General features: G+C 65.3%; 18 protein-coding genes. 14 read left to right on the top strand and 4 right to left on the bottom strand.

The window, feature by feature from the left end; genetic code table 11:
- The first annotated feature begins 1 nt into the window (after nucleotide 1).
- The 8 genes from HCA61_RS15410 to HCA61_RS15375 all read left to right on the top strand — a co-directional run bounded on the left by HCA61_RS15410 (nucleotide 2) and on the right by HCA61_RS15375 (nucleotide 11,498).
- Nucleotides 2–1,456, top strand: a complete 1,455-nt coding sequence (locus HCA61_RS15410; protein ID WP_169689063.1) for a CCA tRNA nucleotidyltransferase — start codon at nucleotides 2–4, stop codon at nucleotides 1,454–1,456.
- Between the two features lie 142 nt (nucleotides 1,457–1,598).
- Entirely contained in the window at nucleotides 1,599–5,642 is a 4,044-nt protein-coding gene (locus tag HCA61_RS15405; RefSeq protein WP_169689062.1) for a bifunctional nitrate reductase/sulfite reductase flavoprotein subunit alpha, read from the top strand.
- Between the two features lie 129 nt (nucleotides 5,643–5,771).
- Entirely contained in the window at nucleotides 5,772–6,782 is a 1,011-nt protein-coding gene (gene glsA, locus HCA61_RS15400) for a glutaminase A (protein ID WP_169689061.1), read from the top strand.
- The gene (locus HCA61_RS15395) at nucleotides 6,782–8,404 is read left to right on the top strand and encodes an MFS transporter (protein ID WP_206040152.1); all 1,623 of its coding nucleotides are present in this window, start codon (nucleotides 6,782–6,784) and stop codon (nucleotides 8,402–8,404) included. The genes glsA and HCA61_RS15395 overlap by 1 nt, the downstream gene beginning before the upstream one ends.
- A 76-nt stretch (nucleotides 8,405–8,480) precedes the next feature.
- Entirely contained in the window at nucleotides 8,481–8,882 is a 402-nt protein-coding gene (locus tag HCA61_RS15390) for a helix-turn-helix transcriptional regulator (RefSeq protein ID WP_169689060.1), read from the top strand.
- Entirely contained in the window at nucleotides 8,882–9,649 is a 768-nt protein-coding gene (gene modA / locus HCA61_RS15385) for a molybdate ABC transporter substrate-binding protein (protein WP_169689059.1), read from the top strand. The genes HCA61_RS15390 and modA overlap by 1 nt, the downstream gene beginning before the upstream one ends.
- A gap of 35 nt (nucleotides 9,650–9,684) precedes the next feature.
- Nucleotides 9,685–10,446 carry an ABC transporter permease gene (locus HCA61_RS15380; protein ID WP_169689335.1) on the top strand — a complete coding sequence of 254 codons (762 nt, stop codon included), beginning with the start codon at nucleotides 9,685–9,687 and terminating at the stop codon, nucleotides 10,444–10,446.
- Nucleotides 10,443–11,498 (top strand): ATP-binding cassette domain-containing protein, encoded by a 1,056-nt coding sequence (locus HCA61_RS15375; RefSeq protein ID WP_169689058.1) that lies wholly within the window; start codon nucleotides 10,443–10,445, stop codon nucleotides 11,496–11,498. Before HCA61_RS15380 ends, HCA61_RS15375 begins: the two co-directional genes overlap by 4 nt.
- On the opposite strand, the gene HCA61_RS15370 is transcribed toward HCA61_RS15375, so the two are convergent.
- Together HCA61_RS15370 and HCA61_RS15365 are read right to left on the bottom strand one after the other, a co-directional pair.
- Nucleotides 11,499–12,791 carry an MFS transporter gene (locus HCA61_RS15370; protein ID WP_169689057.1) on the bottom strand — a complete coding sequence of 431 codons (1,293 nt, stop codon included), beginning with the start codon at nucleotides 12,789–12,791 and terminating at the stop codon, nucleotides 11,499–11,501. It abuts the gene before it with no gap.
- 31 nt (nucleotides 12,792–12,822) lie between these two features.
- Complete coding sequence (locus HCA61_RS15365; RefSeq protein WP_169689056.1) at nucleotides 12,823–13,770, bottom strand: NAD-dependent epimerase/dehydratase family protein; 948 nt, start codon at nucleotides 13,768–13,770, stop codon at nucleotides 12,823–12,825.
- A gap of 147 nt (nucleotides 13,771–13,917) precedes the next feature.
- Between HCA61_RS15365 and HCA61_RS15360 the strand changes: the two genes are divergently transcribed.
- Both HCA61_RS15360 and HCA61_RS15355 read left to right on the top strand, forming a co-directional pair.
- Complete coding sequence (locus HCA61_RS15360; protein ID WP_169689055.1) at nucleotides 13,918–14,625, top strand: TetR/AcrR family transcriptional regulator; 708 nt, start codon at nucleotides 13,918–13,920, stop codon at nucleotides 14,623–14,625.
- Nucleotides 14,626–14,637: 12 nt separating this feature from the next.
- Nucleotides 14,638–15,246, top strand: a complete 609-nt coding sequence (locus tag HCA61_RS15355) for a YqgE/AlgH family protein (RefSeq protein WP_169689054.1) — start codon at nucleotides 14,638–14,640, stop codon at nucleotides 15,244–15,246.
- Between the two features lie 4 nt (nucleotides 15,247–15,250).
- Here HCA61_RS15355 and HCA61_RS15350 read toward each other — a convergent pair whose 3' ends face one another.
- Both HCA61_RS15350 and HCA61_RS15345 read right to left on the bottom strand, forming a co-directional pair.
- Nucleotides 15,251–16,216 carry a DUF1648 domain-containing protein gene (locus HCA61_RS15350; protein ID WP_169689053.1) on the bottom strand — a complete coding sequence of 322 codons (966 nt, stop codon included), beginning with the start codon at nucleotides 16,214–16,216 and terminating at the stop codon, nucleotides 15,251–15,253.
- Nucleotides 16,217–16,250: 34 nt separating this feature from the next.
- On the bottom strand, nucleotides 16,251–16,652 hold the full coding sequence (locus tag HCA61_RS15345) for an SdpI family protein (protein WP_169689052.1): 402 nt from the start codon (nucleotides 16,650–16,652) through the stop codon (nucleotides 16,251–16,253).
- A 103-nt stretch (nucleotides 16,653–16,755) separates the two neighbouring features.
- Between HCA61_RS15345 and leuS the strand changes: the two genes are divergently transcribed.
- The 4 genes from leuS to HCA61_RS15325 all read left to right on the top strand — a co-directional run bounded on the left by leuS (nucleotide 16,756) and on the right by HCA61_RS15325 (nucleotide 22,828).
- Entirely contained in the window at nucleotides 16,756–19,614 is a 2,859-nt protein-coding gene (leuS, locus tag HCA61_RS15340) for a leucine--tRNA ligase (RefSeq protein ID WP_169689051.1), read from the top strand.
- A 422-nt stretch (nucleotides 19,615–20,036) separates the two neighbouring features.
- On the top strand, nucleotides 20,037–21,281 hold the full coding sequence (locus HCA61_RS15335; RefSeq protein WP_169689050.1) for an MFS transporter: 1,245 nt from the start codon (nucleotides 20,037–20,039) through the stop codon (nucleotides 21,279–21,281).
- Between the two features lie 6 nt (nucleotides 21,282–21,287).
- Entirely contained in the window at nucleotides 21,288–21,668 is a 381-nt protein-coding gene (locus HCA61_RS15330) for a metalloregulator ArsR/SmtB family transcription factor (protein ID WP_169689049.1), read from the top strand.
- A gap of 437 nt (nucleotides 21,669–22,105) precedes the next feature.
- Nucleotides 22,106–22,828: a hypothetical protein gene (locus HCA61_RS15325; protein ID WP_169689048.1), complete on the top strand. Its 723-nt coding sequence runs from the start codon at nucleotides 22,106–22,108 to the stop codon at nucleotides 22,826–22,828.
- Nucleotides 22,829–22,907 lie beyond the last annotated feature (79 nt).

Below are 22,907 nucleotides of genomic sequence, written 5' to 3'. Positions count from 1 at the left end.
CGTGAACTCTCCCACCGCGGACGCCGATCGCCGCGCCCGACTGCTCGCAAGCGCCGACTCGACGCTGCGGGCACTCTCGGATGTCCTGGCTCCTCTCGGGGCACGTTTCGCCGAGGCGGGGCACGAGCTGTACCTGGTGGGAGGCAGTGTTCGCGACGCCGTGCTGGGGAGATTGGGCACCGACCTCGACTTCACCACCGACGCCCGCCCCGAACTCGTACAGGAACTTCTTCGCGGTTGGGCCGACCATCAGTGGGACACCGGAATCGACTTCGGAACGGTGAGCGCGTCGAAGGGCCCCGAACAGATCGAGATCACCACGTTCCGCAGCGATGCGTACGACCGCGTGACCCGCCATCCGATCGTCGAGTACGGCACCCGGCTCGAGGACGATCTGGTGCGCCGTGACTTCACCGTCAACGCGATGGCAGTCCGGATCGGCAGCGACGGTGCCGGCGAGTTCGTCGACCCACTCGGCGGGATGGATGCGCTGGTCGCGGGAGTGCTCGACACGCCGGCGCGACCGGAGGACTCCTTCCACGACGATCCACTGCGGATGCTGCGCGGCGCGCGTTTCGTGTCGCAGCTCGGATTCACCCTCACCGAGCGGGTGCACACGGCGATCGTCGAGATGGCCGACGAGATCCTGCGGATCAGCGCCGAACGCGTCCAGGCCGAACTCGACAAACTCATTCTCGGTACCTACCCCCTCGAGGGCATCGATGTGATGGTCGAAACGGGACTTGCGCAGCGTGTGCTTCCCGAGATCCCGGCGATGAAACTCGAGATCGACGAGCATCACCAGCACAAGGACGTGTACTGGCATTCACTCACCGTTCTGAAGCAGGCGATCGACCTCGAAGACGGTGACCCGGATCTGGTGCTGCGCTGGGCAGCGCTCCTGCATGACATCGGCAAGCCGGGCACCAAACGCAATGAGCCGGGTGGCGGTGTGAGCTTCCACCACCACGAAGTGGTCGGCGCGAAACTCGTCCGCAAAAGGATGCGAGCCCTGAAGTATTCCAAGCAGATGGTCGAGGACGTGGGTCAGCTCGTGTTCTTGCACCTGCGGTTCCACGGATACGGCAAGGGACAGTGGACGGACTCGGCGGTGCGTCGCTACGTGCACGATGCCGGGCACCTTCTCCCGAAGCTGCACAAACTCGTGCGCGCCGACTGCACCACCCGCAACAAGCGCCGTGCCGCATCGTTGCAGGCCACCTACGACGATCTCGAGCATCGCATCGCCGTGATCGCGGAGCAGGAGGACCTGGCACGGGTCCGTCCGGATCTCGACGGCAACGCGATCATGGAACTGCTCGGGATCCCCGCAGGACCCCAGGTCGGTAAGGCGTGGAAGTTCCTCAAGAACCTGCGCCTCGATCGCGGGCCGCTCGATCGGGACGAGGCCGAGGCCGAGCTCCTGAAGTGGTGGGATCAGCAACCGAAGGCGTGAGTGTTTCCGGCTCCTCACACGGGTTGTACGCACTCGTGAGCCAGATGTCACAGTGTGCTCACCGCGTTTGATCCTCCCGCAACACCGTGTCCGCAGCATGGACACCGGGCCATTCACGAGACGGTCCGGGCAGGAGCTGGGAATGCAGGATACGAGCGCCTTGGTGAGAACTGCCTGCTCGTATTGCGGTGTGGGATGCGGGATGGTCCTCGAGGTCGGCGTCGACCCGAGCACCGGGACTCGCCGTGTGCTCGACGCATACGGAGACAAGGAACACCCCACCAACCGGGGCCGGCTGTGCACGAAAGGCGCGACGAGCGCCGCGATGCTCGCAGGAGGTGGCCGACTCGAGACCGCACGTGTACGCCCGGAACGCGGTGCCGATCACGTCCCGGTTGCGTTGGAGACCGCGATTTCGGACACCGCGCGTCGCTTGAACGCCATCATCGACGAACACGGTCCCGACGCCGTCGCGATCTACGTGTCGGGGCAGATGTCTCTCGAGTCGCAGTACCTGGCCAACAAACTGGCGAAGGGCTTCATCGGCACCAACGGGATCGAATCGAACTCGCGATTGTGCATGGCAGGTGCAGGCACCGGTTACAAGCAGTCGCTGGGATCGGACGGACCACCCGGCTCGTACGAGGATTTCGACCACGCCGACGTGTTCTTCGTGATCGGCTCCAACATGGCCGATTGCCATCCGATCCTGTTTCTGCGGATGATGGATCGTGTCAAGGCCGGGGCGAAGTTGATCGTCGTCGACCCTCGCCGCACAGCGACTGCCGACAAGGCCGACCTGTTCCTGCGGATCTCCCCCGGCACCGATCTCGCCCTACTCAACGGTCTGCTGCACCTCATCGTCGAAAACGGTCACGTGGATCGGAGATTCATCGACGATCACACCGATGGCTGGGTCGCGATGGAAGAATTCCTCGCCGACTATCCGCCGGAGGCAGTCGCCCGGATCACGGGAATCGACGAAGGCGACATCCGGACCGCGGCGCAGTGGATCGGTGAGGCAGGCAATTGGATGAGCTGCTGGACCATGGGGCTCAACCAGAGCATCCACGGCACGTGGAACACCAACGCGATATGCAATCTCCATCTCGCGACCGGTGCGATCTGCCGGACCGGCAGCGGCCCGTTCTCCCTTACCGGCCAGCCCAATGCCATGGGCGGACGCGAAATGGGTTACATGGGACCGGGTCTGCCCGGTCAGCGCAGTGTGCTCTCGGAGGCGGATCGTGTGTTCGTCGAAGAACGGTGGGGCCTCCCCCGCGGCACGTTGCGGACCGAGGTGGGGACCGGCACGATCGACATGTTCGAGAAGATGGCTGCCGGGGGGATCAAGGCCTGCTGGATCATCTGTACCAACCCCGTAGCGACCGTCGCCAACCGCAAGACCGTTCTCGAGGGTCTCGAGAAAGCGGAACTCGTGATTCTGCAGGACAGTTTCGCCGAGACGGAAACCGCCGATCACGCAGATGTCCTGCTTCCCGGAGCGCTGTGGTCCGAATCGGACTACGTGACAATAGGTTCTGACCGAACACTCAATCTCGTCGGTCAGGCCGTCGATCCGATCGGCGACGCTGTTCCCGACTGGGAGATCATTGCCCGGGTCGCCACCGCGATGGGATTCGGCAGTGCCTTCGACTACTCGAGTGCCGACGAGATCTTCGAGGAGATCGTCGGGTTCGCGAACCCGGACACCGGATACGACCTGCGCGGAGTGACCTACGATCGGTTGCGCCGGACGCCGGTGCAGTGGCCGTGCCCGCCCGGAGGAGCCGCGCGTAATCCCATCCGTTATCTCAACGACGGCACCGTCCGGCCGCAGCTCGTCCGCGAGGACGGCACCGCACCCCGATACGTGTTTGCCACCCCGGACGGCCGGGCCCGCTTCTTTCCGCGTCCGTACGCCCCGGCCGCCGAACTGCCCGACGACGATTACCCACTGATCCTCAATACCGGACGGGTCCAGCATCAATGGCACACCCTGACGAAGACCGGCCGGGTCGCCAAGCTCAACAAGCTGGAGCCCGGTCCGTTCGTCGAGGTCAACCCGTACGACGCGCAGCGACTGGCTATCACCGCCGGCGATCGCGTCGAGATCACCTCGCGTCGTGGCCGTGCGGTGCTTCCCGCGGTGGTCACCGACCGTGTGGGCCCGGGCAACTGCTTCGCACCGTTCCATTGGAACGACAAGTTCGGCGAGGACCTCGCGATCAACGCCGTGACCAACGACGCAACCGATCCCGTATCTCACCAGCCCGAATTCAAGGTGTGCGCTGTCGCGTTGGCGAAGGTCGACCCACCGGAACACGTCGTCGACGACCCGGCGGGTCTCCTCGCGTCGGCGATCGGTCTCGATATCGAGGCGCCCCCGCTCGATGAGATCGAACGAATCTACCTGTCCGGCATGCTCGCAGGAATTCGTTCGAGTGATTTCGGCGGTGTCCCGGTGCTTCCTGCGTCGGCGCCGTTCTCTGCGTCGACGCGCACATGGATCGAGGGTCTGCTGGCAGGAGCCTGGTCGCGAGGGCCCGAGTCCACCGATCCTGGCTGCGAAAGCGAAGGGACACCCGTCGTCGTCGCGTGGGCGTCGCAGACCGGCAACGCCGAGGAGTTCGCCGGAACGTGCGCCACACGGCTCCGAGTTGCAGGCTGCGCAGTGCGGTCGATGTCGTTGAACGATTTGGGTGTTGCAGGCCTGATCGATGTCCCGAATCTGCTTGTCGTCGCGAGCACGTTCGGCGACGGCGACGCTCCCGACAACGGCAGCACCTTCTTCGCGGCGTTGACCCGCGACGACGCTCCCGATCTCGCGGGAATGCGGTATGCGATTCTTGCGTACGGCGATTCGAGTTTCGACGACTTCTGCGGATTCGGCAGAAAGCTCGACGAGCGGCTGGCCGAGCTCGGCGCAACCGCTCTCGTTTCCCGCGTCGACTGCGAGCCCGACTTCGAGGAGCGGTCGGCGCAGTGGCTCAGCGAGATCGAGCTGCACTTCGATGGCGCTCCGGGACGTGCAGGGCCTGCTGTCGCACCGGTACCGGCAGCACCGTCCTACTCGCGGAAGTCGCCGCTGATCACGCGGCTCACTCGCAATACCTGCCTCAGTGGTGCGGGTTCGTCGAAGGAAGTGCGTCAATTCGGATTCGAACTGTTCGATCCTGCGTTCGAATACAGCGCGGGCGATGCACTCGGTGTGGTACCCACCAATCGTCCGGACACCGTGGACGAATGGCTTCAGGTCACCGTTCTCGACGCGGAGGCACCCACCGAGATCCCGGGACTCCCGACGATCCCGCTGCGCGAGGCCGCGACACGGCACCTCGATATCACCCGGGTGACACCGGACCTGCTGAAGTTCGTGCAACACCAGACCGGAAGCGCCGAACTCGCGAAACTTCTCCGCCCCGGCAACAAGCTCGAACTGCAGCGTTGGCTGTGGGGCAAGCAGGCGATGGACATCATCGCCGAATATCCTTTCAAAGCACCCCTGGACGAATGGTTGCCGTTACTCGAACGTCTCCAGCCCCGCATGTATTCGATCTCGTCGAGCCCCAAGGTGAATTCTCGTGAAGTGCAGTTGACCGTGTCGGTGGTGCGGTACGACAACGCGGGTCGTGGCCGCGCAGGGGTGTGCTCCAGTTTCCTCGCCGACCACAGCAAGGGCGCGGACATCCCGATTTTCGTGCAGCGCAGCAACCACTTCCGACCGCCGTCGTCGCCGGATACACCGATGATCATGGTGGGTCCGGGGACGGGGATCGCGCCGTTTCGTGCCTTTCTCCACGACCGTCGAGAGTCCGGCCACACGGGACGTAACTGGCTGTTCTTCGGCGACCAGCGAATCGAGACCGATTACCTGTACCGCGATGAGATCGAGGCAATGCATTCGGACGGATTCCTCACCGGGCTCGACCTCGCCTTCTCCCGTGATCAGCGACAGAAGATCTACGTGCAGGACCGCATGCGTGAACACGGTGCGCGTCTGTGGCGCTGGCTGGAGGACGGTGCCCACTTCTACGTCTGTGGTGATGCCGCCCGGATGGCGAAAGACGTGGACACCGCTCTGCGTGACGTGGTGCAGGCCCACGGCCGGCTCGACCAGGACCAGGCGACTGCGTATATCGACGGGCTCATCGCGCAGAAGCGTTATGTGCGCGACGTGTACTGAACGAATCCCCATTTCCTGACCAAGATCGGCGCGCTTCCCGCGAGCGGCGTACGTTCCGTCTACAGTCCACCCAGGATTGTTTGTGCCACAGAATGCTTGTCACACACGGTGGTCCGGGGAGGGATTGCAGTGGAGCTCGGGCTCTCGGACGTCTCACAGGAAGTTTCCACGGGGTTGCTACCCGAATGGAACGAAGTGGACTCGCTCGTCGAGGCTGCCCATCGACGCTACCGGACCCTCCGAGACGGTGCGGTGGCCGACTACATTCCGGCGCTTGCCGAGGCGGACCCGGATCGATTCGGTGTGTGCGTGGTGGGCACGGACGGTGTTGTTCATTCGTCGGGCGATACGCGTATCGAGTTCTCGATCCAGTCGATTTCCAAGGCATTCGTCTACGCCCTGGTATGCCAGGAGCTCGGTCACGAGCTCGTTCGCGAACGCGTCGGGGTGAACAACTCCGGGGCCGCCTTCAACTCGGTTATCGCGATCGAGCTCAACGACGGGCACCCGATGAACCCCATGGTCAATGCGGGGGCCATAGCAACGACAGCGCTCGTGCCCGGTGCTTGCGCGGATGAACGATGGGAAGCCGTCCTGACGGGGTTGTCCGAGTTCGCGGGGCGCCGATTGGAACTGGACGAGGTCGTCTACAGGTCCGAAGCCGAGTCGAATCAGCGCAACCGCGCCATTGCGCAGTTGCTCGCGAGCTACGGACGTGTCGAGCTCGATCCCGACGAGGTGGTCGATGTGTACACGAAGCAGTGTTCATTGAACGTTGATGCTCGCGACCTCGCTGTCATGGGCGCAACCCTCGCGGACGGGGGCGTCAATCCTCTTACCGGTAGACGAGTGGTGCCGCCCGGCGTGTGTCGTGACACGCTCGCGGTTCTGTCTGCAACGGGCCTGTACGAGCGTTCCGGCGAGTGGCTTTTCGAGATCGGATTGCCTGCCAAGTCCGGCGTCGCGGGCGGCATCGTGTCGATTGCGCCCGGCAAGTGCGGAATCGGGGTGTTCTCACCGCGCCTGGACTCCGCGGGCAACAGTGTTCGAGGGCAGCGGGCTACCGGCTATCTGTCGAGGGTACTGGGATTGAACATCTTTGCTTCCGCCGCACATTCTCCACGGAAGGGGCTCTTGTGATGAGTACCGGACAGGACACCGTGAGCGTCGAAGAGCGCAACTCGTGGCTGCCGATGATCGGTTTGTTCCTCGGCCAGATCCTGATGTCGTTCAACGTCGCTGCGCTACCTGTGTCGATCGGAGGCATGGTCGACGAATTCGGCGCGCCGCCGACCGCGGTGAGCACCGCCATCGTCATGTACGGGATCGGCGTGGCCGCGCTGGTGATGCTCGGCGCGAAACTCGGTCAGCGTTTCGGGTGGGTCCTGGTGTTCCGCATCGTGGTTGTCGTATTCGGCGGTTCGTCGTTGATGATGATCCTCGCGCCGACGGTGGAGTTCGTCATTGCCGCGCAGACGCTCGCGGGGGTTTCTGCAGCCATCATCGTGCCTGCGCTCGTCGCGTTGATCGCGGAGAACTATCACGGCACCCAGCAGGCGACCGCCATCGGCTCACTCGGCTCGGCCCGCGCGTTCTCCGGGATGAGCGCGTTCCTGATCGGCGGCGCGCTCGGCGCGACCGTGGGGTGGCGGCCGGTGTTCGCGATCGTGCTGGCCATTGCGGTCGCGGTGTTCGTCTTCAGTTTCACTCTCCGCTCGGATCGGGGTAACTCGTCGGTCGAGATCGATGTCGTCGCTGCGACTCTGATCGGTGTCGCGATCGTGGTATTGACCTTGGGATTCAACAATCTCAACGGTTGGGGCCTGCTCATTGCCCGTGAGGGAGCGCCGTTCGATGTCGTCGGATTGTCGCCGGCGCCGATCCTCATCGTCCTCGGTGTCGTTCTCGGCCAGGCATTCTTGTTGTGGACCAGGCGCAGGGTGCGGGTCGGCAAGGTCCCGCTGGTCAGTCTGTCGGTGCTCGGCTCGTCGCGTGAGCGAGCGGCCCTCTACGCAATGTTCGTGGTTGTCGCGCTCGAAGCTGCGTTGAACTTCACTGTTCCGCTGTACATCCAGATCGTTCAGGGACGCTCGCCGTTCGACACCTCACTGGCAATGATGCCGTTCAATCTGACGGTGTTCGTCACGGCCACCTTGATCATCCGCTTCTACAAGCGGTTCAGCCCAAGGGCCATCGGGATGTTCTCGTTCGTCCTGACCACGGTTGCGCTGGTATGGCTTGCCTTCGTCGTGACGAACGACTGGGAAACCCTGCCGACGATCGTGGGTCTGATCGTCTTCGGCATGGGCCAGGGCGCGTTGGTCACATTGGTGTTCAACGTGCTCGTGACCTCGGCGCCGAAAGAGCTGGCCGGGGATGTGGGATCGGTTCGAGGCACGACCCAGAATCTCGCCTCCGCTGTCGGGACCGCAGTGGCGGGGGCGATGCTCGTGACGCTTCTCGGACTGAACGTCGCTCAGTCGGTGGCCAACGATGTCGAGATCCCGGAGTCCATCGTTGCGGAGATCGACCTCGACGACATCAACTTCGTGAGCAACGACCAGCTTCGCGAAGTGCTCAGCGAGACGAGTGCCTCGCCGGAGGTGGTCGATGCGGCCGTGCAGATCAACACCGATGCCAGACTGAGGGCCCTGAAGACCGGATTGCTGATCCTCGCGGGGATCAGCGTTATCGCTATCCTCCCGGCTTCGCGTCTTCCCGCATACAAGCCGGACGAGATCCCCGACCCGAGCCCCGAATAGCGGCCGCGGCTGCGGCCACGCGTTGTAAAGTAATCCGCGCTTGTTCATACGCAAACGCGGAAGTATCGTCCAGTTCATGACGAATGTGCGGATAAGAGACGCCGCGGCTCTCCTTGGAGTCAGCGACGACACCGTGCGTCGCTGGGTCGATCAAGGTCTGCTCTCGGCGACCAAGGACGACTCGGGACGCAAGGTCGTCGAAGGTGGTGAACTCGCAGCCTTTGCCCGGGCACAGGCCACCGAGGCACCCGACCTGCTGGGTGTCGGAAGCTCCGCGCGCAACCGGCTGGTCGGACTCGTCACGCGCGTCGTGTCCGACACGGTGATGTCGCAGGTGGAGATGCAATGCGGCCCGCACCGGATCGTCTCGCTCATGAGTACCGAGGCCGTGGAAGAACTCGGTCTCGTACCGGGCAGCATCTCGGTCGCCGTCGTCAAATCCACCAACGTCATCGTCGAAACCCCCGGGGAGAACTGATGAAGATCCGCGCTGTCGTCGCAGCGTCGGCGGGAATCGCCGCCGCTCTCGTCCTGACGTCCTGTGCGAACAGTGATGCCGGCAAAGAGGAGTCCGAGACCCTGACGGTGTTTGCAGCAGCATCACTGCAGTCGACATTCACCGAGCTCGGCGATCTCTTCGAAGACGCAAACCCCGGGGTGACCGTGGAGTTCTCCTTCGCCGGATCGTCGTCTCTCGTCACGCAGCTCGAAGAGGGCGCACCTGCCGACGTGTTTGCATCGGCCGACACGAAGACCATGGGTGATGCCGTCGACGCCGGACTGGTTGCGGGTGAGCCCGTAGAGTTCGCGACCAACGTCCTGACCATCGTCACCGAGCCGGGAAACCCGGAGAACATTGCCTCGTTCGCCGATCTCTCCCGGGAAGGGCTCTCGGTCGTCGTGTGTGCACCGCAGGTGCCGTGCGGGGCCGCGACCGAGCGGGTCGAGGAGGCCTCGGGAGTGACTCTCACTCCGGTTTCGGAGGAATCCTCGGTGACCGATGTCCTCGGTAAGGTCACTTCCGGTCAGGCGGACGCGGGTCTCGTGTACGTCACCGATGCGACCGGCGCAGGCGAATCGGTGACCGCGGTTGCGTTCCCGGAGTCGTCCGGAGCCGTCAACACCTATCCGATTGCCGAGCTCGCGGCAGCCGACAATGCCGAATTGGCAGCGGAATTCGTCGACTTCGTCACCGGTGAACAAGGGCGTGCCGTTCTCGGAAACGCAGGATTCGGCGCACCGTGAGCCCCCCGCGCGCGTCCACGGGGATACCTTCGTGGATGTACGCGCCTGCCGCGGTGGGATTGCTCTTCATCGCGGTGCCGCTGGCCGCGATGCTCCTCACGGTCGACTGGGCGAACTACCCAGAGCTGATCACATCGGAGGCGTCACTCGAGGCGCTCGAACTCAGTCTCGTGACCGCAACGTCGAGCACTGTGCTGTGCATGATCCTGGGAATACCCATGGCGCTTGTATTGGCGCGCAGCAGTATTCCCGGTCTGCGGGTGCTCCGCGCGCTGGTATTGCTGCCGCTGGTCCTGCCCCCCGTCGTCGGGGGTATCGCGCTTCTCTACACCTACGGGCGACGGGGGCTGATCGGTGAGCAACTCGAAGTGTTCGGGATCAGCATCGCCTTCTCCACCACCGCAGTGGTAGTGGCGCAGACGTTCGTGGCACTACCGTTCCTCGTGATGAGCCTCGAAGGTGCTCTGCGCACAGCGGGCAACAGGTACGAAAACGTCGCTGCCACACTCGGTGCGAGGCCCACCACCGTCTTCCGTCGCGTCACACTTCCGCTCGTGCTACCGGGGCTCGCATCGGGTGCGGTGCTCGCATTCGCCCGTGCACTCGGAGAATTCGGCGCGACCCTCACCTTCGCGGGCAGTCTCCAGGGCACTACCCGGACGCTGCCACTCGAGATCTATCTGCGACGTGAGACAGATCCGGACGCAGCGGTGGCCCTGTCGCTGCTGCTCATCGTCGTTGCACTCGTGATCGTCGTCGCCGTGCACTCGCGACACTCGAAGGGAGGACCGGAATGAGCCGGCTGCGCGTGCACGCGAGTGTCGACGAGCGCGATTTCGAGGTCGAGCTCGACGTGGACGCGGGCAGCACTGTCGCGGTGCTCGGGCCGAACGGAGCCGGCAAATCCACGCTTCTCGGGGTGATCGCCGGATTGATCCGACCGGACCGGGGCCGAGTGGAATTGGGCGATCGCGTTCTCACCGATACAGAGGCGCGTGCAGCGGTGCCACCTCATAAACGTTCGGTCGCTCTGCTCGCCCAGCAGGCACTGCTGTTTCCGCACTTGACCGCACTCGACAACGTGGCGTTCGCACCCCGCAGTGCGGGCCGGGGGCGCAGTGCTGCACGCGAGGTCGCCATGCGCTGGTTGAAGGATGTCGACGCCGTCGAATTCGCTGATCGCACACCGCATCAGCTTTCAGGTGGGCAGTCTCAGCGTATCGCGGTCGCGAGGGCATTGGCGGCAGATCCGGAACTGCTCCTACTCGACGAGCCGATGGCTGCACTCGATGTCGCAACGGCCCCTGCCGTGCGCTCGCTGTTGCGCAGGGTGCTGCGTGAAGACCGTCGTACAGCGCTGATCGTGACCCATGATCCCCTCGATGTCCTGGCACTGGCGGATCGGGTGGTAGTCGTCGACGGTGGGCGGATCGTCGAAGACGACACTGTGCAACGGGTCCTGACGCGCCCGCGCAGTGCATTTGCCGCGCGCATCGCTGGAACGAACCTGCTGGGCGGGGCCCTCGAAGCCGACGGTCTTGCCACGGAAGTGGGCCTCGTGCACGGCCTCGTCGACGACGACTGCCCCTCCGGCGCTGCGGCGGCAGCAGTGTTTCCACCGTCCGCGGTGGCCGTCTACACCGAACCACCGCATGGAAGCCCGCGGAATACGCTGCGTGTCACGGTCGGTGAAATCGAGGCGAGGGGTGCGACGGTGCTGGTGCGTGCGTCGAGCGGATTGTCGGCCGAAATCACGACGGCCGCGGCCGTCGACCTGACACTCGAACCCGGAGTAACCGTGTGGTTCGTGGTCAAGGCCACTGAGATCCGGATCCACCGCGTTGTGTGATCAACTCCCGCTGTCGATCCGATAGCGCCTGATCGCAAGCACCCCGATCACACCGAGCACGTAGATCGCCGCACCGGCGACAGCAAGTGCGGGTGAACGGCCGTCCGGCGCGATGACGAATGCAGCGATTGCGAGTGCTGCGAGGAACGCGATGTTGAACACGGTGTCCTGCAACGCGAATACCTGGCCACGGCGGGCATCGTCGATGTCCATCTGCATTGCGGCGTCACCGGTGAGCTTGATCGTCTGTCCTGCGAGTCCGAGAAGGAAGGCCGCGATGAGCAGAGGTCCCTGGGCCACCGCTGTGACGAACAAGAGCTGAACCACCGCCGCGACGATCAACCCGAGGGTGACCGTGCGCGGCCGGCCGAGTCGTGGGATGAGGAACGGTGCGACGATCGCGGCCACGAGCATGCCGACTGCGGTGGCGGCGACCGCCACACCGAATCCTGCAAGCCCGCCGGGCAGTGACGTCTCCTGTTCGGTGTTGCGGAGCACGAGCACCATGATCAGCGTGTCGATACCGAAGACGATGCGGTGCGCGCCGATTCCGATCATGGCGGCGGCGACACCGGGAGCTTCCCAGACCGCTGTTGCTCCGGTTCGCAGACCGGAGACGATGGTGTGCACCACCGCCCGGGGCCGCGCGCCGTCCGGTCCCAGTGCGTGACGTGCGAAGCCGCCCGCGGCGACCGCGCCGATCACCGAACCGGACGCCCCCAGTGCGACAGCGATACCGGAACCGAGGTCGCCTGCACCGACGAGCGCGATCGTGGTGACAGCGGCGCCGGCGCCGGCAGCCGATACGGCCGAGCCTGCCGTGGCGAGAACGGAATTGACAGGGACGAGCCAGGATTGGTTCACCACATGGGGAAGGGATGCCGACACCCCCGCGAGAACGAAGCGGCTCACCCCTACGGCGGCGAGGGCGAGCACCATCAATGGTGTCTGCGCTCCGCCGGTGATGAGCACGGTGGCGGCAGCGAGAATGAAGACTCCGCGCAGCACATTGGCCCACAGCAGAACCGAACGGCGGTCCCAGCGATCGAGAAGCGCGCCTGCGAAGGGGCCGATCACGGAGTACGGAAGCAGCAGAACCGTGAACCCCGCAGCGATCGCCACGGGGTCTGCGTGCCGTTCGGGATTGAACAGGATCGCTCCGCCGAGTGCGGCCTGGAACATGCCGTCGCCGAACTGGCTCGCGAAGCGCACGAGCGTCAGGCGCGGGAGTCCCGGTGATCCGCGGAGAGCGGAAACCGTCGACTGCCACGCCTGCCGCTTCGAGTCCTGCACAAGTTTCGAGACTATCCGCCGTCGGTGCGGTCTACCGGTCGCGGTCCTGCCACCAGCGCACGGTTGCTGCCGCTGCTTCGGTGAGCGGTGTGGGCGCCAACCCGAGATCTGCCTCGGTGCGGCTCGAGTCCATCACGAACGGATCGGTGAACATGTAGACGGTTTCCGCGAGTTCGCGAAGATCGCGGTTCATGAGCCCGCCTGCGTGGAGTACCCATGCGGGGACGGTCCCTACCTTCGGTGCGGGCATTCCCGCGGCGGCCGCGAAAGCAGTGGCCATCTCGCGTTGTGTCACCGCGGGCGCCGTGGGAGCGTGCAGGACGCGGTTCCACACTTCCTCGTTGCCCGCGGCGGCGATCATCGCGGCTGCGAGATCGGGCACATAGGTGAACGAGTGCGGTGTGTCCGCTGATCCGAGGACCCGGGAGGTCTTTCCGGCGAGGACGGTGGGGACCATGCGTTCACCTGCATGGGCTTCGAGGACGTGGGGGCCGAAGAAGTCCGATGCCACAACGCTTACGGTCGGTGTGGAATGTGCGTCACGGGCTGCGAGCAGTCGAGTGCGCACACCGAGTTTGCCGCGGGTCGCCTTGCGGGGCGAGTTCTCGGTCATGACCTCATGCGGTGAGCTGTAGGAGTAGAGGCTCTCGGGGAACACGACGACCGCGCCGATGCGGCCGGCAGCGTCGAGCACGACCTGCTCGGCGCTGGGGAGTTCCTTTTCCCAGACTTCCGCGGAGTAGGCCGAGCCGTGGATGCACATGTAGAAGGCAACGGCGCTGTCGCCGTCGGGGCCGATCAGTGCCTGGTCGAGAGCGCGGGGGTCGTTGACGTCGATGCGCAGGCGTTCGATTCCGGGGCCCTCCGGTCCGCTTCCCGAGCGGGTGAGGACGCGGACTCGGTGGCCCTGCGCTGCGAGTCGTTCCGCGACAGTGGCGCCTACAGGCCCGGCGCCGGCGACTACGTGGAGTTTCGACATGGTGTCCGTCCTTTTCTCGAGACCTTGTCCAACAAATGTGAGCACTGCTCTCTGTTTCTGAACTCAGACTGCACCGCGAGTGGTCCCATGTCAAGAGCAGTGCTCACATTTGTTGACAGTGCTCGCTGTTGTGGTCAGGCTGGGAACATGACCACCCCCCGCGCACGGGCGCGCGCCCGCACGATGGCCGACATCCTCCGTATCGGTCGAGACCACCTGGCGACAGAAGGCGCCGCCGCACTCTCATTGCGAGCCGTCGCACGTGATCTCGGCGTGGTCTCGTCCGCGGTGTACCGCTATGTTGCGAGTCGCGACGAACTGCTCACTCTTCTGGTGGTCGATGCGTACGACGAACTCGGCGACACGGTCGACGCCGCAGTAACCGGGGTGGACGACCCGCACGACCGGTTCCGCGCGCTCGGCCGTGCCGTGCGCGAATGGGGCCTGCGCGAACCGGCGCGATACGCGCTGCTGTTCGGAAGCCCGGTCCCCGGCTACCAGGCGCCTGCCGAACGCACGACACAGCCCGGAATCCGGGTCGTGGTCCGTCTCGTCGGGATTCTGGCGGACGCGTATGCCGTGGGCGGGTTGCGGGCGATCGAGACCGTTCCGGTCCCCGACTCGCTCTCGTCGGATCTCTCGCGGATCAGGAGTGAGTTCGACGCAGAGCTACCCGACACGGTTCTCGCCCGCGGGATCCTGGTGTGGACCGGACTGTTCGGCGCGGTCGGCTTCGAGGTCTTCGGTCAATACGGCCGCGACACCTTCACCGACGTGTCGGCGCTGTTCGAACACCATCTCGGGGTTCTGGCCGACACTGCAGGATTCGTAACCACAAACGCACAGCCGCGGTGAGACAATGACGACGTGGCGCAGCACCAGGACGACCCCGAGGACCGCACCGCACCGTCGACCCCCAAGGTCCGTGCGGGGAATCTGCTCATCGCAGGCACCGCGCTTACCGAAGCCACGTTCCGGCGCACCGTGATCTACGTCATCGAGCACAACGCCTCGGGCAGTTTCGGTGTCGTACTCAATCGAATCAGCGACACCGCCGTGGGCGCGATGCTCCCCCACTGGGCTCCCCTGTCGGCCTCGCCGGGTGCCCTGTACGTCGGCGGGCCGGTCCACCGAAACTCCGCGCTGTGCCTCGGCGTCGCGCGGCAGGGCGCTTCGGTCGACGGCATCAAGGGTGTCCGCAGGCTCGCGGGCCGGGTCGTGCTGGTCGACCTCGACACCGACCCCCAAACCCTCGCCCCACACATCGAGGGAGTACGGATCTTCGCAGGATATGCAGGGTGGAGTGCCGGTCAGCTCGACGGTGAGCTCAACAACGACGACTGGATGGTCGTTTCCGCCCACCCCCGCGACATCCTGGCCCCGGCCGGCACCGACATGTGGGCCAGTGTGCTGCGCCGCCAGCCGCTCCCGATGGCGCTCCTGGCAACCCACCCCATCGAGATCGAGCGGAACTGACAGATCACACGGTGTTCCGCCGGTCGGCGAGGGTGTTGATCGCGCCCGCCATCTCCTCGGCACGGTCGGTCGTAATCGTGAGTTCGTGACCCGATTCGGTGGTGATCACCAGCGCGGGGCCGGTGTTCGTGACAAGCCCGTACCGGTGGGGTCGCTTGATCCGCATCCCCCATCCGCCCCAGTCCTGGAACGGGCGTGTCTCGATGACCTTCGCGCCGATGATCTCGTCGAGGTCGTAGTCGAGCGCGGAGGAGCCGAGGTTGCGCACCGAGACACCGCGCTCGTCGACGCGCACCGTGAACCGGAGCAGGCTCAGGACCAGGAAGCCCGCCGGGATCGCGATGGCCATGGGCCACCAGCTCCCTATCACCAGGCACACGATGATCACGGGGACCAGTACCAGAAGTGCGAGCACGACGGTGGTGAGCCTGCCGGTACCGACCTGATCGACGATGGGCAACTCGACGGGGCCGCGCGGCAGCGACGGGTCGGGCTTTGTCGTCGCGATCGGCCGCTCCCGGTAATCGCGGAGCAGGCTCGCGCCGAGCCATCCGACCACGACACCGATACATATGCCCAGTCCGAGTGACCACGCGGGGAACGGCGTGTCCGACGGGTCGGACACATCCAGCTGTGCGGCCAGAGTCGCGACGTACAGCGTCGCCATCAGGAAGGTCACCGCAAGCCCGATCACCAGCATGTACCGCCGCATCATCAGCTGTGCCTGGGCGAGTACCGCGATCGCGCAGCATCCGCCCCCGACCAGTGCGATCAGCAGCGCCATCGTCCACGCGCCGGTCATCGGAGCGGTGAACGAGTCGGGAGTCGAGCCCGACCAATGGGATGCGACCTCAGCGGGCAGCCTCGGCTCCCATGCGGCGGTGAGAATCAGAACGGCGAGAGCACACAGCAGTGGGATCGCCAGCCCGAACACGGCGCCGGCGGGGTCGATGATGCGGCGACTGGTCATGGCCACATGGTATGGACAGCCGCAGGAGTGAAGATCAGGTGGTCGGCTCGCACATTCCGCGCAGGCTGCACGCACCACACGACGTTCCGCAACCTTCGTCCGCGGGCTTCGTCGCCTCCGCGACCCGGGCCGCGATCGAACCACCGGCACCCGCCGTGAGCAGCGCTGCGACAACCGTGACGACGACCGCGATCACACCGCCGATCGTGGGCAGGGTAAGCGCCGCGACACCACCGAAGACGCACAACGCACCTGCGCCGACCATGCTGGGCGCAGCGACCTTGTTGGCCATGGCGAAGGTTTCTTCATCGCGGAGGGACTCCGGCGTGCGCACACCCGCCCAGCGGTTGCGCGGAAGCTTGCCGGTCAGCGCCGCGACACCGACCGCGCCGATGGCGAGGGCGATAAGAAAAAGCAGAATGGCGACGATCAGCACCGGACCAGGATACCGCCGCGTGTGGCCGCCCCACTCCTCGGGTCGGGGCACGTTCTACCCTGGTTGCAGCCCACAAACGCCGGCCGAGTAGATAGCGATCACCGTGACCCGTCCCCCTCAGTCCTCTCCACCGTCGTCCGACGCCACCCCCCAGCACCGGTACACCGCCGAACTCGCGGGGCAGATCGAGCAGCGCTGGCAGGAGCTGTGGCGCGAGCGCGGCACCTTCCACGCACCGAACCCGGTGGGTGATCTCGCCGGTGACGTGCCCGCCGACAAGTTGTTCGTGCAGGACATGTTCCCGTACCCATCGGGCTCGGGCCTGCACGTCGGGCACCCCCTCGGCTACATCGCGACCGACGTCTACGCCCGGTTCCACCGGATGCAGGGACGCAACGTGCTGCACACGCTCGGCTACGACGCTTTCGGCCTGCCCGCCGAGCAGTACGCGGTGCAGACGGGCACCCACCCCCGCACCACGACCGACGCCAACATCGTCAACATGAAGCGGCAGCTCGGCCGTCTGGGTCTCGGTCACGACGACCGACGCTCGGTCGCGACCACCGACGTCGACTTCTACCACTGGACCCAGTGGATCTTCTTGACGATCTACAACGCGTGGTACGACGCCGCAGCCGGAAAGGCGCGTCGGATCAGCGAGCTCGAGGACGAATTCGCCGATGGCACGCGCACCCTCGACGACGGACGTGACTGGGCATCGTTGTCGTCGGGTGAGCGTGGCGCGGTCCTCGACTCGTACCGTCTCGTCTACCAGTCGAATTCGCTCGTCAACTGGTGCCCCGGACTGGGTACCGTCCTGGCCAACGAAGAGGTCACGGCCGACGGTCGTTCGGAGCGCGGTAACTTCCCCGTCTTCCGGAAGAACTTGCGCCAGTGGATGATGCGAATCACCGCATACTCCGACCGCCTCATCGACGACCTCGAGCACCTGGACTGGCCCGACAAGGTCAAGTCCATGCAGCGCAACTGGATCGGCCGCTCGCACGGCGCCCAGGTGGCGTTCGCGGTCGACGGTACGGACTCCGTGGTCGAGGTCTTCACAACCCGACCCGACACGCTCTTCGGCGCCAGCTACGTCACCCTTGCTCCCGAGCATGAACTCGTCGACGCGATCGTCGGATCGGCGTGGCCGGCCGGCGTCGACGTGCGGTGGACGGGTGGCGCTGCCTCCCCGGCCGACGCCGTTGCCGCCTACCGCGCCGCGATCGCCGCGAAATCCGATCTGGAGCGGCAGGAGTCGAAGGAGAAGACCGGTGTGTTCCTCGGCGCGTACGCCGTGAACCCCGTCAATGGCGAGAAGCTCCCGATCTTCATCGCCGACTACGTACTCACCGGCTACGGCACCGGCGCGATCATGGCGGTTCCTGGTCACGACCAGCGCGACTGGGAATTCGCGACCGCATTCGGACTGCCCATCCGGGAGGTCATCTCGGGAGGCGACATCGGAGCCGAGGCCTACACCGGCGAGGGCGCACTCGTGAACTCCGGGTTGCTCGACGGATTGAGCATCGCCGACGCGAAGAAAACCATCATCGCGAAGCTCGAGGAAGACGGCACCGGAACCGGCACTGTGCAGTACAAGCTGCGCGACTGGCTCTTCGCCCGGCAGCGCTATTGGGGCGAGCCTTTCCCGATCGTGTACGACGATCAGGGTGAAGCTCATGCATTGCCCGATTCGATGCTGCCCGTGGAACTTCCGGAGGTCGAGGACTACGCTCCGGTATCGTTCGATCCGGACGACGCCGACTCCGAGCCGTCGCCTCCGCTCGCGAAGGCCACCGACTGGGTGAACGTCGAACTCGATCTGGGCGACGGGCTGCAGCGCTATACCCGCGACACCAACGTGATGCCGCAGTGGGCGGGCAGTTCGTGGTACCAGCTGCGGTACATCGACCCGACGAATTCGGAAGAATTCTGTGCCAAGGAGAACGAGGCGTACTGGACGGGTCCGCGTCCCGAACTGCACGGTCCGAACGATCCGGGTGGCGTCGATCTGTACGTGGGCGGTGTCGAGCATGCGGTGCTGCACCTGCTCTACGCGCGCTTCTGGCACAAGGTGCTCTTCGACCTCGGCTACGTCACGTCGTCCGAGCCGTACCGCCGCCTGTTCAACCAGGGCTACATCCAGGCCTACGCCTACACGGATGCGCGTGGCGTGTACGTTCCCGCCGACGAGGTGGTCGAGCGTGACGGCAAGTTCTTCTGGACTGGTCCCGAAGGTGAGCAGGAAGTCGCCCGCGAATACGGAAAGATGGGCAAGTCGCTCAAGAATTCCGTTGCGCCCGACGAGATCTGCAACGATTACGGTGCCGACACCCTGCGCGTGTACGAGATGTCGATGGGCCCCCTCGACCAGTCGCGTCCGTGGGCGACGAAGGATGTCGTGGGTGCGTCGCGGTTCCTGCAACGCGCGTGGCGTCTGGTGGTCGACGAGGAGACCGGCGCTGTCCGCGTCACTGAGGACGAGCCGGGCGAGGACACCCTGCGCGCACTGAACAGGGCCGTCGCCGGTGTGACCGACGATTACGCTCATCTGCGCGACAACACCGCGATCGCGAAGCTGATCGAGTACACGAATCACCTGACCAAGCAGTACCCGTCGGGTGCGCCGCGCACCGCGGTCGAGCCGCTGGTACTGATGACGGCTCCGGTCGCTCCGCACCTTGCCGAGGAGCTGTGGTCGCGGCTCGGCCACTCCGAACCGCTTGCGCACGGGCCTTTCCCGACCGCTGATGAGAAGTGGCTGGTCGAGGACACCGTGGAGTACCCGCTCCAGGTCAACGGCAAGGTCCGCAGCCGTATCACCGTCCCGGCCGATGCGACGCCGGATGCGATCGAGGCTGCGGCGCTGGCCGATGCGAAGATCGTTGAGTTGCTCGCCGGCGCTGCGCCGCGCAAGGTGATCGTGGTGCCCGGGAAGATGGTCAACATCGTCAAGTAGGGCGCAGGGACAGCGCAGCCACCGTCGCCGGGGCACATCGGTGCCCTGGTGACGGTGGCTGGCTTGTGTTCTGGGGTGGAAATATGCGACCGGATCGGGGTGGTTCCCGGGTATCGGTGTGCAGAACAAGCCCGCACTCGCGGGCGGAATGAACTGCGGCCGAGTTTCCAGAGGTCCCCACCATGCTTGTGCCTTGCGTCGAGAACCTGACAGGGTCTGGCGGTTTGTCCTGGTAGGGCACCGTGGCGTGGCGGGGTGGTCTCGCACGCCTGCCCAAGCCCACACTGAGTCGGTCGGGAACCGAGCGAGAACCGCCATGACGTCATTGTCGCTCCTGTCGCTGATCCGTCATCATGTGCGCGAGTGCGCACTCATATTGATATGGTGGCGATGAACCCCACGCGATTCAGAAGGCTCAGCCAATGCTCGACATCCTGCACAACCCCACCTTCAGGCGCTTGTTCATTGCGCAGGTGGTGGCATTGGTGGGCACCGGCCTGCTGACGGTTGCGCTCGGCCTACTGGCCTACGACCTCGCCGGCGCCCGGGCTGGTGCGGTGCTCGGGACGGCGCTGGCGATCAAGATGGTCGCCTACGTGGCGGTGGCGCCGGTGATCACCGCGGTCACCGACCGGGTGCCACGGAAGGTTCTCCTCGTGTCCGCGGACGCGGTGCGCGCAGTGATCGCCCTGCTCCTGCCGTTCGTCGGGCAGGAGTGGCAGATCTACGTGCTGATCTTCCTGTTGCAGGCAGCATCGGCGACGTTCACCCCGACCTTCCAGTCGATGATCCCCTCGGTCCTCGAGGACGAGGACGACTACACCCGTGGCCTGTCCCTCTCGCGTCTCGCGTACGACCTCGAGGCGCTGCTGAGTCCGGTGCTGGCGGCGGCGCTGCTGATGGTGATCTCATACAACCTGCTGTTCGTCGGGACCGTCGCCGGATTCGTCGCCTCTGCCGCGCTGGTCGCCTCGACGCAGCTGCCGAAGCTGATGCCTGCCGACCGGTCCGTCCCACTTGTGCGGCGCATCACCAGCGGCGCGCGAGTGATGCTGGGCCGGCCGGTCCTGCGCGGTCTGCTGGCGATGAACCTCGCGGTCGCGGCAGCAACCGCACTCGTGCTCGTCAACACCGTCGTCTACGTTCGAGATCTCCTCGGCGGCGCCGACCCCGGCGTCGCGCTCGCACTCGGATGCTATGGGGGCGGGTCGATGCTCGTCGCACTCCTCATCCCCCGCCTGCTCACCCACAACAACGACCGCGCGGTGATGCTGACCGGCGCCACCGTCCTCCCGATCGGTCTCGCCGTGGTCACCGCCGTCCTCGCGGCCGGCCCTTCCGCCGCGGTCGGGTGGGCGGCGTTCGCGGCGCTCTGGGTCGCGCTCGGCGCCGGGACGTCGATGATCAACACCCCGTCTTCGCGGTTGCTGCGAGCCGAATCGACCGCCGAGAACCGGGCTTACGTGTTCACGGCCCAGTTCTCGCTGTCACACGCGTGTTTCCTGCTCACCTATCCGATTGCGGGCTGGGTGGGTGCCGCGGTCGGTCAGGTCGCCGCGGCAGCGATTCTGGCCGCACTCGCTACACTCGCTACCACAACCGCTGTCCGGGCCTGGCCGAAAAGCATCAGGTCCGCTGATACCGAGATGGTGGCAACCGGGAGGTGACCGACGATGGCCGCGGATCGCACGTCCACCGGCACCGCACCGGCATCCGCACCTGCCAGCCTCCTCCATCCCGTCGCACCCGATCAGCCGCGCCTCGATGCCGCCACCAACACCTTCCGCATGCTCGCCGACCCGACCCGCCTGCACATCCTGTGGATCCTCACCCACGGCGAAGCGGACGTGACGGCGCTGACCGAAGCCTGCGGCGCCTCCCGCACGGCGGTCAGCCAGCACCTGGCCAAACTCCGCTTCACCGGACACGTCGACACGCGACGAGAGGGCCGCCGCATCATCTACAGTATCCGCGACGGCCACCTCACCCGCCTCGTGAGGGAAGGCATGAACCACGCCGACCACGTCGTCACCGGCGAGCCTCCGCACGAATAGCCGTACACTCCAACCCGATTCACTCATCCCCTCCGTCCCCGATATGCGTCGCGCGGTACCCGGTTCGCGATCGCCTGGTGAGGGCGGATGGTGCTGTCGAATCCGACACCCCGTGCCGACGCGCCGGACATCTCCTCGGCCAACGCCGCCAGCACGACCCGCGCCTTCACTTCAACCGGGATCGTCGTCCGCCGACACCTCGCCGTCCGCGCCTCCTGACCGTGCCTTGATCGAAATCTCCGGGACCCTGCCAGAGAGTCTGGCGCAGGAGACTCGGATGCTTCAGAACGAATGTTCGATTATCGAGTAACGTACGAATGTATGTTCTGGTTTCCGATCGGAGTAGCGAGGGATGTTTTCTGTGTTTGGTAGCTTGGCTGATGGAGTTGTACAGCCGGGTATCTCGGTTCCCCTTAGGAGAAAGTAACTTTCGCGCTGTGAACAAGCCCCTGGTCGCCGGTTTCGTATGTCTCGCCATGTGTGTCCTGACCTCCTGCGGCACCGATTCCAGCAGTACCGGGACCGACGCGGTGTCCACTCCAGCGACTGCAGTCGTTCCGTCGGAGGTGGTTCTCTCCGACGGCGATGCCCCGGCGGGGTACATCCACACGGATGTGGCCGACACGCTCGATTCGGATATGGGTGAGGTGAGCAACGACGAGGTGATCGCGATGTTCGAGGAGATCGCCGGCAGCACGGTCACCGATCCCGAATCGTGCGGCGCGCTCGTGCCCACCGCGGTGGACACCGTGCTGAGACTGAACCGGGATCGTGCAGGCACGGCTGTTTCGGAATACGCGTCCGACGGCAGCCAGGGAACCGACAGTTCTCTCACCGTCATGGTCACCACCGGTGACAGCGGGAGCCGGGTGGCCGAGAACCTCGACGAGTGCGCAAGTTTCACCCGGACGAGCTCATCCGGTGACGCCGAAGCGTCCGTCACCTACCGGGTCTCCCCACTGGAACTGGATGTGGAAGGTGCCGACAGTCTCACGGCGGCTCGCGCGGAGGCGGACCAGGGCGGGGCAGCAGAGTCCACCACCGTCGTCGCGGGAACCGTCGACGGTGTCTACTTCCAGATCAACGCGACCGGGCCCGTCGGCGATCAGCTGGTCGTCGACCTGGCGGAAAGGCAGATCGGTAAGATCGCCGGAGCTTGAGCAGTGCGGAACGGGCGCGACGATCGGTATCGACAACTCCCACCCGGAGATGGTAATTCTGGAAACAGCGTCGCGTGTC

It is taken from the genome of Rhodococcus sp. HNM0563, from assembly GCF_012726195.1.
GTDB lineage: Bacteria > Actinomycetota > Actinomycetes > Mycobacteriales > Mycobacteriaceae > Rhodococcus.
Note: the sequence above shows the minus strand (reverse complement) of the source record. Positions and strands in the feature narration are given on the sequence as shown.